The organism is Gemmatimonadota bacterium (genome assembly GCA_009841265.1).
GTDB lineage: Bacteria > JAAXHH01 > JAAXHH01 > JAAXHH01 > JAAXHH01 > JAAXHH01.
Genome location: VXMB01000007.1, coordinates 14,048 through 28,070 on the forward strand (window position 1 = coordinate 14,048; position 14,023 = coordinate 28,070).

Sequence of the window (14,023 nt, forward strand, 5' to 3'; positions counted from 1 at the left end):
CTGCGGAATAGCCTGATCACGCCGAAGCCTCGTAATGGAGGATCTGGTTGAGGAAGGCCCGGGTCCGTTCTTCCCTGGGCGCGTCGAAGAAGGCGTCCGGCGCGGCGCTCTCGACGATCTCGCCGTGGTCCATGAAGACGACCCGGTCGGACACCTTGCGGGCGAAACCCATTTCGTGGGTCACGCAGACCATGGTGATGCCGCTGTCCGTGAGTTCGAAGATCACGTCGAGGACCTCCCGGATCATCTCCGGATCGAGCGACGACGTGGGTTCGTCGAAGAGCAGGATATCGGGCCGCATGCACAGCGCCCGGGCGATCGCCACGCGTTGCTGCTGCCCGCCGGAGAGCTGGTCGGGGTACTTCTCGGCCTGGTCCCCGATGTGCACACGCTCGAGATAGGACAGGGCGGTTTCTTCCGCCTTCTCCTTGTCCATCCCGAGATTGCGCATGGGGGCGAGGGCCAGGTTCCGCAGGACGGTCATGTGGGGGAACAGGTTGAAGCTCTGGAACACCATGCCGATCTTCCCGCGCAGTTCGCGGGGAAGCCGCTCACCCGGTCCCAGCGGGACGCCGTGGACCCGGACCACGCCCCGGTCGTGGGTTTCCAGCCGGTTGATGCAGCGGATCAGCGTGGACTTGCCCGAACCGGACGGACCGCAGACGACGACGCACTCGCCTTCGCCGATGCTCAGGTCCACGTCCCGGAGCACCTGGAACGTCCCGAACCACTTGCTTACGTCTTCAAACGCGATAATGGATGGGGTATCGTCAGACACGGATCAGGTGCCCTCGATCATCGCTTTCATCCTGGCCGCGACCCAGTCGACCGCCACGTCGATCATGCCTTGGCCCTTCACGGCGTCTGCGAGCTTGGCCTCGTGGTGGAATTCCCGGTCCTGGGCCGCCCGGTCGGCCTGGGAAATGGTCAGCCTGGCCGAGTCGTAGTCGACGCCTTCCCAGTGGACATGCCGGGGGAAGGCCGCGTAGGCGAAGGAGGTCTCGAATTCGCTGGCGTGACCGGGACAGTTGTTCGAGTCCATGTACTTCCGGACGATTTCCGGGGTATAGGCTTCCCAGTAGCTGCAAAAGGCGAAATTGACGCCCAGGCGGGACCGGATGTCCTCCAGTGCGGCGTTGACGGGACCGGCGTTCCCGGCGTGGCCGTTGACGGCCAGGATATGGTCGATCCCGCCCCTCTTCATGCTGTCGGCCACGTCGTAGAGCAGCTCCGTGAAGATCTCGGGCCGGGTCGTCAGCGTACCCTTGTGGTCCATCCAGTGCTCCGACACGCCGATGGCCAGCGGCGTGGTGACGACGACCTCGGGATAGAGTGCCTGCGCGGCGCGTTCGGACACGTGGACGGCGCTGGCGGTATCGTGGGACATCTCCAGGTGCTCGTTGTGCTGTTCCGTACTGCCCGTGGGAATGATCGCTCCCTTGAGGTTGCCGTCGTAGATCCCCTCTCGGAACTGCCTTCGGGTCATTTTCCAGAGTTGTACGGGCCGGTCTTGGGGTAGGGCGTCGGACATGGAAGACTCCTGACTGGATGGATATTGACCGCGTCGGGTCTCGCGGGTTGATCGGCGCGGATGCGGTTTTTCTCGTCTAGGCGTAATCCTCCCGGGGCGGGCTGAATATGTCCAGGGCGACGGATCGGGTTATGACCTCGGTCACGCCGTGCTGGACCCCGCCGGGAATCACGTACTTGTCGCCCGTCCGGATGGTCCGGCTTTCCCCGCCGATGACCATGACGAATTCACCTTCCAGCACCACGCCCAGCTGTTCGTGGGGATGGTCGTGCATCGGCACCTGCGATCCCGGCGTAAGCGTTACGAAGGACATCTGGGCCCGGTCGCCTCCAGCCACGGCGATGCTGACGCCCGGGGCGATGGACTTTTGGGACATGTTTTCCTCTTCGACGAAATACATATGCTCCTCCGGCTATGGGCAGGATGCCCGGTGAAAACGGTCGTGCGCAATCCGGTCGGGCCAGGCCGTCCCGGCTATGCCGTCCCGGCGTCGGCGTATACGGCACTCGCCGCCGCCACGCCGCTCCCGGAGACCGCGTGGCCTTCCGCGCGCAAAGCCTGTTCGAGGGCGCCCAGGCACAGGATGACGTGATCGCGCTGGGAGGACTGGCCCATGAGCCCCACGCGCCAGGCCTTGCCCTTCAACGCGCCGAGGCCGCCGCCGAGTTCGAGGCCGTAGTCCTTCAGCAGCCGGCTTCGCACGCCGGCCTCGTCGATCCCTTCCGGGGCCAGGACGGGGTTGATGGTCGGGGCGCGGTGCGGCGGATCGACGAAGAACGCGAGGTCCATGGCGTCGATCCCCGCCCTGAACGCTTCGTAGTTCACGGCATGCCGCCGGTGGCCGTTTTCCAGCCCCTCCTCGTGGATGAGCACAAGGGCTTCCCGCAAGGCGTAGAACAGGCTCACCGGCGCGGTATGGTGATAGGTCCGGTCGCCGTCCCAGTACGCGTTGATCAGAGAGAGATCCATATACCAGTTGTCGACCGGTGTCTTGCGTGCGGCAATGGCCTCGAGCGCGCGATCGTTGAGCGTAAGGGGCGCCAGGCCCGGCGGGGCGCTCAGGCACTTCTGGCTGCCGGTATAGCAGACGTCGATGCCCCATGTGTCGACCTCGACCGGCGTACCACCCAGGGAGGCCACGGTGTCGACGAGGACGAGGGCGCCGTGCTCGTGGATGACGGGGATGATTTCCTCGAGGGGTTGCAGCACGCCCGTGGACGTTTCCGCATGTACCAGGCCCACGACCTTGGGACGGCATCCATCCAGCGCCTGCCGGACCTGTTCCGCCGTGAACGGCCGCCCCGGTTCGCCTTCGAGACGTATCAACCTCCCGCCGTGGCGCTCGGCCATCTGGGCCATGCGGTCTCCGAAGACGCCGCCCACGCAGATGAGTACCTCGTCACCCGGCTCCACGAGATTGCAGATGCAGGTCTCCATGCCGGCGGAACCCGTGGCGGAGATGGCCAGCGTCATGGCGTTTTCGGTCTGGAACACGTACCGCAGCAGCGTCTTGGTATCGTCCATGACCCCGATGAAATACGGGTCCAGGTGTCCGGTCAGCGGAGCCCCCATGGCCTGGTAGATCCTGGGGTGCATGTCGCTCGGTCCGGGCCCCATGAGGACGCGCCGGCCGGGGTCCAGGGGTGCGAATGAGTCATGATACGGAGGCATGCGGTGGTGTTCCCTTCGGTCAGCGTGTCTGAATCAAGGTCTCGGCCGTCCAGGCGTCGACAAAACCTCTGTTTCTCAGCCAGTCGCGCAAGATGTCGGCATCGGCCTTTTCCTTGAAGTCGCCCACGCGCACCTTGAAGCTGTTGGATTCCTCTTCCACGTAGATGCGATACGACCATTCCGACAGCGTTCGCTCCACCTGCAGCAACGCGGCTTCGGCCGCTTCTCGCCTCGTAAACGAATAGAGCTGGACTCTGTATCCCGGGGTGGGCTCCGCTACCGTGGCGGGGACGGGGGTATCGGAAGCCGATTCGGCCGGATCATCGATCAACGCCTCATCGGATCGTGACGCGTCGTCTTCGAGCGCCGGAGCTTCGGGCGCCGGAGCTTCGGGTTGAGGCGCCGGTGGTACCGCGGCGGGTGCCCGCTTCCCGAGCAGCCACGTGCAGCCCGTCGCATTGATGCCGAACAGGAGACAACATACTATCAACGCAATCTGGAACGGCATTTTCAGCGGAAATCCATATCGCATGATCGGCACCCATATGGCAACGGCGCCAGGCGGAAGGCATGGGTCAGGGCAACGGTAACAAAAGAGGATTCCGAAAAATCCCGGAATCCTCTTCATAACCACTTGCATTTCTCTTCGGCCGACCACCGTCAGGAACCATCCCCGGAACCTACATGCCTGCTCCCGAGGTGATCAGTTCCATCTTCTTCTTCTGGAGTTCGTCTCCCTTGGTAAACAACTCCATCTTCCTGGCATCGTCCGTTTCGATACTGGCCAGTCCGACGTAGGTATCGCCGAGTATATCGTGGCCTTCGATACTGTTCGGCTCTAAAGCCAGCAGCTTGTTCATGCTCTCGACAGCGCCATTGAACGCCGCCGAGGCCGCTTCCACGTTTCCGGCATCCCGGTCGGACAGACCCTTGTTGTAGTAGTAAGTTCCCAGGTATCGCAGCAGATCCTGGTCCTCCGGGAGGGCGGCGTGTCCCTTTTCCAACGCTTCGATCGCCATACCCAGGTTATCCCTGGAGGCCTGGATGGAACTGAGGTCGCGGTACAGCACCTTTTCAGCCGGAAACGCTTCGATCGCCCGCTCGTACGTGGTGATCACGCCGGCCGTGTCGGCGACTTCGGAGTACGCCTGGCGCATGATGAGGTAGGTGTTGAGATCGACCTCTTCCGACAGTTCGATGATCCTGTCGCAGGCCATGATCGCCTTGTCCCAGGCCTGGGTGTAGTAGTACACGTTGACCAGGCCGTCCCAGGCTTCGAATCTGTCCGGATCCGCTTCGATGAGCGTCTCGAGGGCCATCCTGGAATTTTCATAATCTTCCGAGTTCAGGGCGGCGTAACCCCAGTACAGGTACCCCTGCTGCTTGGCGGCTTCCAATTCGTCCGCCTCCCTGGCCTCGTTCTTCTTGCCGATGGAGCGCAGTATGTCCTGGAGCAACGAGGTCGCGTTGACGGAGCGGTCGTAGAATTGGGCGGCGTCCGCGTACTTCTCTTGTTCATAGCTTTGCTGGCCCCTCTGGTAGTTCTGACGGATCATGGAGCCCAGGGTGTTCCTGAACTGTTCCTTGTCCTTCTTGTCCAGGTCATTGAAGGTAACCGCTTCCCAGTTCTGGAACATCAGGTCGAAGTTGCCCTTGCGGTAATGAATGAGCCCGAGGAGATAGTGGGCGTCGTTGTTGCCCGGGTCCTTCTCCAGGGCGGTCTCGAGCAGCGCCATGGCCTTGTCGGTCTGAGGCGGGATTTCGCGGATGTAGATCTTCGCGGAACGAAGCTCGATTTTCTGCGCGTCTGCGGCGACCGGTATCAACATGGCGAAGCCGAGGGCAAACAATACGCAGACGGCAACCTTTCTTAAAAACATTACGGACTCCTTTCGACAGGTACGCCGATGACGCATCTACAGGACCTGTCATGGCTATGCATCTTCATGATCGCGTCCGATGGATCCTTTTTAGACAGTCACGTAAAACTAAGTGATTCGCACCGGTCCGTCAAGGTGATTCGGGCGCGTCGCGCCGGTAGCTGACCCGGCCGCCGGCGATGGTCATGGTAACACATCCTTCCAGCGTGCGGCCGGTGAATGGCGAGTTTGCGGATCTTGACCTGAAGGACGCGGGATCCACGGTCCAGGTTCCATCCGGATCGAAGAGAAAGAGGTCGGCGGGGCCGCCGGATGCCAGGCTGCCTCCTTCTACCCCCAGGATGCCCGCGGGGGATGCGGACAGGACCTTTACCGCGTCGCCCAGGGATAGCAGGCCGGGCCTGACCAGCTCGGTATACACGACGGCCAGCATGGTCTCGAGACCCGTTGCGCCGGGCAGCGCTTCCTGGAACTCCGTGTTTTTCTCGTCCACGGACCGCGGCGTGTGATCCGAAGCGACGGCGTCGATCGTTCCGTCCGCCAGGCCCGCGCGAAGCGCCTCCACGTCCACTTTGCTGCGCAGGGGCGGATTGGTCTTCAGGTGCGTATCGTAGGTTGAAAGGGATTCGTCGGTCAACACCAGGTGGTGGGGACTGGCATCGGCGGTTACCCGCACGCCCCGCTGCTTCGCCGACCGGATGAGATCCACCGTCACGGCCGTGCTGGCGTGGATGACGTGGATCCGTCCGCCCGTCCACTCGGCCAGCATGAGGTCCCGGGCGGCGACGGTTTCTTCCGCGATGGAGGGTATGCCCTTCAGGCCCAGCCGTGTGGCGTGGCTTCCCTCGTGCATGTGTCCGCCGGCAGATAGCGACGGGTCTTCGCAGTGCACGAAAATGGGCAGGTCGAACATCCGGCTGTATTCGAGGGCGCGGCGCAGGATGGCCGGATTCCGGATGGACCGGCCGGCATCGGACAGCGCCACGGCGCCGGCCTCGGCCAGTTCGCCGGCCTCGGTCAGACGTTCGCCCCGGCATCCCTCGGTGACCGCGGCGATGGGATGGATCTTCGCCGCCGCGCCGGCCGCCCTTTCCCGTACGAATTCCACCGTAGGCGCGTCGTCGATGACCGGGTCGGTGTCCGGCATGCACGCCACGGCGGTGACACCGCCCACGGCGGCGGCGAGCGCGCCGCTCTCAAGAGTCTCCCTGTACTCGAACCCGGGTTCGCAGAGATGGGCGTGCAGATCGACCAGGCCCGGCAGGACGAGCAGACCGGCCGCATCGATGACCACGGCGCCTTTCGCCTCGTCGTCCGCCGGCCGGTCGATGATCCGCCCGTCGCGCATCCAGAGATCGCCCTGCTCGTCGCGGCCGGAAGAGGGGTCGACGATGCGTCCGTTGCGGACCACCGCAAGCCCGGCGATTCCAGTTGCGCCGCCGATGGTATCCGGTCCGTCAGGCCGCATCGCGCTCACCTCCGCCGTTGAGGAGATAGAGGACTGCCATGCGCACCGCGACGCCGTTGGTCACCTGGTCCAGAATGACCGATCTCCCGCTGTCCGCCACGCGGCTGTCGAGTTCTACGCCGCGGTTGATGGGGCCGGGGTGCATGACGATGGCTTCGGGTTTGGCGAGTTCCAGCCGTTCTGGGTCGATGCCGAACAGCCGCGTGTACTCGCGCTGGGACGGAAAGAAGGCTTCCTGTTGCCGTTCAAGCTGTATCCGCAGAGCGTAGATTACGTCGGCGTCGCGGAGGGCGTCGCCGATCCGGTAGCTGACCTCCACGCCCATCTCCTCGATGTCGACGGGAATCAGCGTGGGCGGCCCGCATACGACCACGTCGGCGCCCATTTTCCGGAGTCCCCAGATATTGGAGCGTGCCACCCGGCTGTGGGCGATGTCGCCGATGAGCGCCACCTTCAGACCCTCCAGCTGGCCCAGTGCGTCCCGCATGGTGAGGAGGTCCAGCAGTCCCTGCGTGGGATGTTCGTGGGCGCCGTCGCCCGCGTTGATGACGACCGCGCTCGACAGGCACTGCGAGAGGAAGAGGGGCGCGCCGGCGGCGGCATGGCGCACCACCACGCAGTCCACCTGCATGGCTTCGATGTTCCGCGCCGTGTCGCTCAAGGATTCTCCCTTGGACACGCTGCTGCCGGTGGACGCGAAGTTCAGGGTGTCTGCGGAGAGTTGCTTCTCGGCGAGTTCGAAGGAAAGCCGCGTGCGGGTGCTCGATTCGAAGAAGAGATTTACGACGTTCTTCCCGCGGAGGGCGGGGACCTTGCGGATGGGCCGCCGGATCACTTCCTTGAAGGAGTCCGCCGTATCCAGGATCAGTCCGACCTCCTCGCGGGAGTAGTCCTCGAGGCCGATCAGGTGGCGGTGGCGCAGCGCGCGAAGCCTGTTCTTCGCCATCAGGCCACCTCCTCCACCGCGACGTTGTCGTCCCGGTCCAGCTCATGGACGTGGACGACGACGGTCCGGCCGGGACCCACTTCGATGGTCTCCCCGATGTAATCCGCCTGGATGGGCAGTTCCCGTCCCTCCCGCTCGATCAGGACGGCGAGTTCGATCCGCCTTGCCCGGCCGAAATCCCTCAATTCGTCCAGCGCCGCGCGGATCGTGCGGCCCGTGTAAAGGACGTCGTCCACCAGGATGACGGTGCGCCCCTCGATGTCGAAGGGGATGTCGGTCGTGCGGACGACGGGGTAGTCCGCGCGGACCTGGAGGTCGTCGCGGTACAGGTTGATGTCCAGCACGCCCACGGGTACGGCCGTGTCTTCCGCCTCCCGTATGGCCTCGGCCAGCCGCCGCGCCAGCCAGTCGCCGCGTCGCTGGATACCAACGATGGCGATGCCGGAAGCACCCTGGTTGCGTTCCAGGATCTGGCGGGCGATGCGGGACAGCGCCCGGGCGATGCCTTCCCTGTCGAGGACCTGCTCGCTCATCCGGCCGCCCCCTCACGAGGCGCGCCAGTCGCCGCCCCCTCGCCCGCCGCGCTCGCCGCCGACCAGGCCGCCTTCAGCGTCTCCAGGCTCTTCCGGGCGATGTGCTCCGCACCGTGCGAATAGTCGAACACCTCCACCGATCCGTATCCGTCGTATCCGGTTTCCCGGAGCGCCCGCAGGATGGGGACGAAATCGGTATCTCCGAATCCCGGCCCGTTGCCGGTGGCGTCGTTGAAGTGGATGTAGGCCGTGATATCCCGGTGTTCGTGGATCGCCGCCGCGACGTCCAGCCCCTGGCACAGGGTCGCCCGGACGTCGATGATCAGGCGGAAATTGGGATGGTCGATCTCACGGACCATCCGCGCGGCTTCGTCCGGGGTGTTGATGAAGTTGGTCTGGGCGCTGTCCAGGGGCTCGAGGCAGATGGTGACCCCGTTTTCCTCCGCCGTGGGCAGGCATTCCTGGTACGCCTGGCGGGTACGGTCCCACGTCGCCTCGTAGGTCTGGTCCGGCAGCACGTTGCGTTGCTTCGGCGAACCGGCCACCATGACCCGGCCGCCGATGTCGCCGCAGAACCGGATCAGGTCGCAGAGGTACAAGCGGGTGCAGTACCGGATGCCGTCGTCGGGGTGGTTGAGGTAGAGGCCTTCAGGGCTGAGCAGAAGCCAGTGCAGCCCGGTGATTTCGAGGCCGTATTCCGCCGCGTCGTCGCGTATCGCCTTCCGGGCGTCGGGACCGACCTCGTTCACCGATCGCGCCACCGTAAAGGGGGCGATTTCCACGCCGTCATATCCGATTTCCGCGGCGGTCTGGAAGATCCGCCGGAGGGGGACGTCCTGGAACATCTCGTTGCAGAAGGCGAACTTCATACGGGTTGTCCCGCCTCTTCCATCCTTTCCGTCATTTCCCGGCCGGTCGCGGCGTAATCGTTCTTGAGATCCTGCGGGAGGGTGCGCCAGACCAGGAAGCGCTTGCGCAGCACGCTCAGGAAGCGCCGGTTGATGCGCTGCCAGGACGCCACGTCGCCGCTCTCGCGGTGGATGTCCACCCACACGGCGTAGAGGTCTCTTTCATTCTCCGCCGGCGCGGCGCTGAGCGAGACCTTCTGGCTGATGCCCAGGTCGTAGGGGGCGAGCCAGGTCATCATCGAGATATGGTACATGGGCTGCTCCGTGGCGCCTTCCACGGCTGTAAGCTGGACATTCTCCGTGACGAAGGCGCCCAGTGAACCCTCCTCGTAGGATTCGAAGACCCGCGTGAGATAGGCGTACATGCCCAGCACCTCGACGCTGCCGATGGTGAAGGGGAAATCGAAGCTCCAGTCGTCCCCGTCGGGCTCGGGGAACTTCCACTCCCGGCCCACGTCAGGCACGGCCATGTCCGCCGCCTTCTTGGCCGGGTAGGCCGTCGACAGGAACACCGTGGCCATGACCACGACCACCGACCAGACGGCCGACAGGGAGGAATAGTTCAGCGACAGGCCCGCGAGGATGTCGTAATTCGACAGCACGAGGGTGATGGTCTGTCCGCCCAGGTAGCCCAGCACGGCGCCCACCGTGGCGAAGACGGAGGACTCGGCCAGGAACAGCGCCGCGATGTGGCTCGGTGCCAGGCCGACCGAGCTGTAGACGCCGATTTCCCGGAAGCGCTCGTGGACCGCGCCCATCATCGTGTTCAGGACGATCATGGCGGCGACGAGGATGGGAATCAGGAAGTTGCCGAGGCCCCCGATGGAGGTGGAACCGATGGAACTGTAGACGTTGACCGTGCCGTCCTTCCCCACGAACATGGTCATGGCGACCCGGGACAGGAAGTCCTCGATATCGCGGTCGAAGGCGGGGTTCGGCTGTCCGCTTTCGTCCACGAAGTCCGCGATGGCGACCGAATACATCTTCCCGTCGAGGTCCATGACCGTCTCGTAGGGCAGGATCATGACGTTGTTGGACTCGAGATGGATGAAGGCCTCCGGCGGCGACTCGGCCTGCAGCCGGGGGTCTTCGCCGATACGCTGCGCGATCTTGCCCTTTTCCTGGACCAGGTCGACCGGCGTGAGCTTCTCGTCGTCCAGGTCCTTGAGCTGGTTGAACCGTCTTGAATCGATCACGCCGACGACCTGCAGCCGCATGCCGAACATGTCGATGTAGGCGGAACCGGCGTCTTCGGGACTGATGCCCACCACCGCGGCCACGTCGTCGGGCAGGATGGCCGCGTCCCGTTCCCCGGGCTCGAACCACCTGCCGCCGAGGAGGTATTCGTCGAGGCGGGTCGCCCTGGGCTCGTCCGGGGTCAGGCCCAGAATGCTGTTCACGTAGCTTTCATGGGAAGACCGGGGCGACGAGAAAGAGAAGAACCCCTTTTCGCCCTTGACCTGGGACATGTACCAGGCCCGCGGAATCAGCGTGGCCTTGTCCTCGAAGGTGCTCTTGAGATAGTCGTAGACGGAGGGCTGCAATCCTTTCCAGTTACGGTCCCGGACCAGCGTTCCCTCGTAGGTCGGTTCGTTGTACCGCTCCAGCTTGTAGTACCTGAGGGACGTGGTGATGGACGTGAAGGACAGCACGGTGAAGGTCAGCAAGGTGATGGTCGCCGCCGTGAGGGCCGTGCGAACTTTACGTTTCCTCAGGTTGGAAACACCCAGCGAAAGGGCGACGGCCGTGGCGCTCAACCGGCCGATGTCGGCCTCGTGCATGCCGGTCTGCGCCCGCTTGATCTTCTGCACTTCCTGGTTGAACTTGGACAGGACGATGATCAGCACGGTCGTACCCAGCGCGAAGATGACGAAAGCCAGGAAGATCACGTAGGGCGACGTGCTGAGCTTGAAGGCGGGATGCACCTGCTGCAGCACGAGGAAGACTGCGATGAAGAAGGTGGCGAACCCGAAGATCCGCTTGTTGATCGTCGGAAACCCGAAGACCAGGCGCTCCATGAAGAAGGAGAAGGGGATGAGCAGGATGAAATAGAAGATCACGCCCTTGACCGTGTCGTCCGCCGTGGACTTGACCTCCGGGTATCCCCGCGCTTCGAGACCCCAGGCTTCCCGAGACTTGGAAATGAAGGCGTCGTATTCCCGGTTCGCCAGGTGCTCCTCCGCCTCGAGGAGCGTGACGCGCGCCTGTTCGTGGAGTTGCTCGATGCGCTGGTTCTCCACGCCGAAGCGGGCGAGTTGCTTGAGCCTTACGTCATCCACGACCCACATGTCCCGCGTGCCCTGGTAGGACGGATTCACGATGAGGCCCATATCGACCGGGTAGCCCTGGCCCTGGGCCTCTTCCAGAAGTTCCAGGGTCACCTCGTTCGGTTCGACGGGATCCTTCAGGAAGGTATCCGGCGCGTTGGTCAGCAGGTACTTGACGCCGAAGAGGCTGGTACTCATGAGCAGCTTGACGCGCTGGCCCGGTTTGGCAAAGACGACCGCCGCGGGTATGGTGCGGCCCTCCGAGCCGCTTTGCTTTTCTATGTAGCTGTGGCCGTACCACTGGGGTTCGGCGTCGTTTTGCGCCAGGACGGTCAACTGGTCCAGCGCCGTGAGGTACCGGGAGTCGATGATCTCGTACACGTCCAGGGCTTCGGCCCGGAACACGATCTGCAGGGTGGTGTTTTCATTCGCGCCGCTCGCGGCGTCCAGCGGGAAGGTCTTGTCGCCCTCCTGGCCCAGGTCGGGCGCGTAGATGATTTCGCCATCCTCGTCCAGCGCGTACGTCCGCAACTTGATCGGCCCTTTCTGCTGTTTCAACGGACGGAATTCGAAGCGTCCCAGGGAATCGGCCTTGGTGATGAGGATGCCGCGCACGCCTGTATTGGTCAGCCCCTTGTAATAGGTGACCAGCGCGCCGGGGATGGGCTTCTTGGGCACGAAGAAGTTGACGTCCCGGTCGAACTCGTAGACCGTGCCCGACAAGTCGTGTGCCGTGTCCTGGATCTTGAGCTTAGTCTCTTCGAAGAGCTCGCCGTCGGTGGTGGCCCGGGCGAGCATGACCGCGAGCGACCGCGCCTGCTCGGTGACATTGGCGATGTTGACCGATTCGAAGCGGTCGTTGGGCGTGTCCACCAGTCCCCGCGTCCCGTTCGGCGTGACGAAGGACATGCCCTTCTTGCCCATGTAGGTGACGGCCTCGCTGTCCAGTCCGATCTTGACGGGCATGAAGTCCTTCCAGGTCCGCTGCGGCGGCACGATGGCGTTGACATACCGGGCTGAATCGGCGCCGGCGCCGAAGGCTTCCTGGATATAGCTTGCGAATTTCCGTGAATAGGGGGCGAAGATGTTTTTGATGTAGTGGTTGGTCGCCCAGGCGGCGTTGTCGAAGGTGCCGAAGGCGAAGCTGCCGACGCGGGACTCGTGGCTGGAGAGGTCGATGCCGAAGAACATGTCGAAATCGATCTTGTCCGCCTCGGGGATCCTCGACATGAAGTAACCACTCGCCCGGCCGTGCCGGTACAGCCAGTTGTGCGCCCCTTCCAGGCCGATGAAGTGGGCGGAAGTGGCCAGGATGACCACGGAGTACTTCGGGTTATAGCGCTTGACCGCCCGGGCGACCTCGAGCAGCGCGGCGACGCCCGAGGCGCTTTCGGCTCCGGGCGCGACGCCCGGGACCACCGACATGGCGTCGTAGAAGGACGAAATGACGATCGTGTAGTCTTTCCACTTCGTGCGGGTCTCGTCCCTGGCGTTCGGCATTTCCTCGTCGAGGCCGGGTATCCACCCGAAGATGTTCTTCCCTTCCACCTCCTCCCAGTCCATGCGGGCCTGGACGTTCACGTGGTTCGTACCTGGTTCGGCCAGGGCCATCAGGCCAGGCGCGTGCGTCTTATCGACCCAGTAACGGGGCACGTTGAGCGGAAGCCCCATGAATTTGAGTTCCGCCTCACTCCGGGTCACCCGCCCGTTGTCGAAGAAGATGACCGCACTGGCGCCGAGCATCCGGGCATTGATGAAACGGTCCTGGGAGTCGAAGTCCATGAGCACGACGCTGCCCTGCATCTCGTACCCGTTGAAGTCGGCGAATTCCCCCTTGCCGCCATAGACGATCGGACCTGAAATACCCTCGCCGGGCGTGGTGGGCGTGCGCACGTGGTTGGGCCAGAGGGCATGGAGGGGGATCTCCTCGCCCGTCTCCATCACCGTCAGTTTCGATCCCTTGTCGATGGGCACCGTAACCGGGAACGTCTCGGTACGGATGTCCTGCAGGCCGATCTCTTCGAACTGATCCCGTACGTACGCGTAGGCCGAATCGGCGCCGGCGTAGCCCACCACACGGGAAGGATGGGAGGACAGGGTACGCACCGTGTTTTCGATCGACTCCGCGCTGACCGACTCCAGGGCTTCCTCGAGGTCGCGGTCGTGGCCCAGGAAAGGCTGAACCTCCTGAGGTTCCGGCAGCGAGATCAGCTTCATCAGGATATTTTCGGTAATATCCTCGGGATGGAAGATGGTGACCGAGGACAGCATCAGCACCGCGATGGTGATGCCTATGCCCGTTTTTATCTTCGACCACATGTGCGTTTATCCCTGATTTACGGCCGCGCAGTCATGCCGCGCCGCAGTTCTTCCGCCGCTGCCGCAGTCCGAATGCGGAATGCATTCCGAATGTGGAAGCGGCGGTTTCGTACGCTGGAAGCCGCGCAGAACCGCCGCCTCCGCGTCATTCATTGCCGGGGAACATGGGTATGCCCGGGACTGCCGAGAGGCCCTTCCAGTCGCATTCATCCCGAGCGTAGTGAGTTGTCGCATACTTGAACAAAGCAATATAAAAAAGATGATACGACGGTTCAAGCAAAAACCTGACGGCCCCTTGACGGCCTCAGGGTCGCGCGCTCGGGACGTAATACGGGTGCACGAACCGGCACATGGTTACGCGCTCATGGTTGCACGATGGTAACACGCCGGTTAAAACTAGGGTTGTGCCACCTGACGGAGACCGGATATATTGATTGGCGTACAGTATCCAGATCTTTTCCCCCTATAAAACCTGTTTTCCTGTTTCGGCGCACCGAATC

At 63.5% G+C, this 14,023-nt stretch carries 11 protein-coding genes; all 11 read right to left on the reverse strand.

Translation table 11 applies throughout. From position 1 onward, the window contains the following. Positions 1-16 precede the first annotated feature (16 nt). Complete coding sequence (locus F4X08_01695; GenBank protein MYD24515.1) at positions 17-757, reverse strand: amino acid ABC transporter ATP-binding protein; 741 nt, start codon at positions 755-757, stop codon at positions 17-19. Positions 758-781: 24 nt separating this feature from the next. Continuing rightward, complete coding sequence (locus F4X08_01700) at positions 782-1,531, reverse strand: creatininase family protein (GenBank protein MYD24516.1); 750 nt, start codon at positions 1,529-1,531, stop codon at positions 782-784. A gap of 76 nt (positions 1,532-1,607) precedes the next feature. Further along, positions 1,608-1,931 carry a cupin domain-containing protein gene (locus F4X08_01705; protein ID MYD24517.1) on the reverse strand — a complete coding sequence of 108 codons (324 nt, stop codon included), beginning with the start codon at positions 1,929-1,931 and terminating at the stop codon, positions 1,608-1,610. A gap of 74 nt (positions 1,932-2,005) precedes the next feature. Beyond that, positions 2,006-3,202, reverse strand: coding sequence for an alanine--glyoxylate aminotransferase family protein (locus tag F4X08_01710; GenBank protein ID MYD24518.1), 1,197 nt, complete (start codon positions 3,200-3,202; stop codon positions 2,006-2,008). A gap of 19 nt (positions 3,203-3,221) precedes the next feature. Further along, positions 3,222-3,842, reverse strand: a complete 621-nt coding sequence (locus F4X08_01715; protein ID MYD24519.1) for an SPOR domain-containing protein — start codon at positions 3,840-3,842, stop codon at positions 3,222-3,224. Between the two features lie 40 nt (positions 3,843-3,882). Beyond that, positions 3,883-5,118: a tetratricopeptide repeat protein gene (locus F4X08_01720; GenBank protein MYD24520.1), complete on the reverse strand. Its 1,236-nt coding sequence runs from the start codon at positions 5,116-5,118 to the stop codon at positions 3,883-3,885. 94 nt (positions 5,119-5,212) lie between these two features. Further along, complete coding sequence (locus F4X08_01725) at positions 5,213-6,550, reverse strand: dihydroorotase (protein ID MYD24521.1); 1,338 nt, start codon at positions 6,548-6,550, stop codon at positions 5,213-5,215. Beyond that, positions 6,540-7,496, reverse strand: coding sequence for an aspartate carbamoyltransferase catalytic subunit (locus tag F4X08_01730; protein MYD24522.1), 957 nt, complete (start codon positions 7,494-7,496; stop codon positions 6,540-6,542). Before F4X08_01730 ends, F4X08_01725 begins: the two co-directional genes overlap by 11 nt. Further along, complete coding sequence (gene pyrR / locus F4X08_01735) at positions 7,496-8,029, reverse strand: bifunctional pyr operon transcriptional regulator/uracil phosphoribosyltransferase PyrR (GenBank protein MYD24523.1); 534 nt, start codon at positions 8,027-8,029, stop codon at positions 7,496-7,498. The genes F4X08_01730 and pyrR overlap by 1 nt, the downstream gene beginning before the upstream one ends. Further along, entirely contained in the window at positions 8,026-8,898 is an 873-nt protein-coding gene (locus F4X08_01740; protein MYD24524.1) for a sugar phosphate isomerase/epimerase, read from the reverse strand. Before F4X08_01740 ends, pyrR begins: the two co-directional genes overlap by 4 nt. Beyond that, positions 8,895-13,523, reverse strand: coding sequence for an FtsX-like permease family protein (locus F4X08_01745; GenBank protein ID MYD24525.1), 4,629 nt, complete (start codon positions 13,521-13,523; stop codon positions 8,895-8,897). Before F4X08_01745 ends, F4X08_01740 begins: the two co-directional genes overlap by 4 nt. Positions 13,524-14,023: the final 500 nt, after the last annotated feature.

Excerpts from the sequence above, each read along its gene's own strand:
- F4X08_01700 (MYD24516.1), bottom strand. The coding sequence starts at position 1,531 with ATGTCCGACGCCCTACCCCAAGACCGGCCCGTACAACTCTGGAAAATG.
- F4X08_01705 (MYD24517.1), bottom strand. The coding sequence starts at position 1,931 with ATGTATTTCGTCGAAGAGGAAAACATGTCCCAAAAGTCCATCGCCCCG.
- F4X08_01740 (MYD24524.1), bottom strand. The coding sequence starts at position 8,898 with ATGAAGTTCGCCTTCTGCAACGAGATGTTCCAGGACGTCCCCCTCCGG.
- F4X08_01715 (MYD24519.1), bottom strand. The coding sequence starts at position 3,842 with ATGCAAGTGGTTATGAAGAGGATTCCGGGATTTTTCGGAATCCTCTTT.
- F4X08_01710 (MYD24518.1), bottom strand. The coding sequence starts at position 3,202 with ATGCCTCCGTATCATGACTCATTCGCACCCCTGGACCCCGGCCGGCGC.
- F4X08_01745 (MYD24525.1), bottom strand. The coding sequence starts at position 13,523 with ATGTGGTCGAAGATAAAAACGGGCATAGGCATCACCATCGCGGTGCTG.
- F4X08_01720 (MYD24520.1), bottom strand. The coding sequence starts at position 5,118 with ATGCGTCATCGGCGTACCTGTCGAAAGGAGTCCGTAATGTTTTTAAGA.
- pyrR (MYD24523.1), bottom strand. The coding sequence starts at position 8,029 with ATGAGCGAGCAGGTCCTCGACAGGGAAGGCATCGCCCGGGCGCTGTCC.
- F4X08_01725 (MYD24521.1), bottom strand. The coding sequence starts at position 6,550 with ATGCGGCCTGACGGACCGGATACCATCGGCGGCGCAACTGGAATCGCC.
- F4X08_01730 (MYD24522.1), bottom strand. The coding sequence starts at position 7,496 with ATGGCGAAGAACAGGCTTCGCGCGCTGCGCCACCGCCACCTGATCGGC.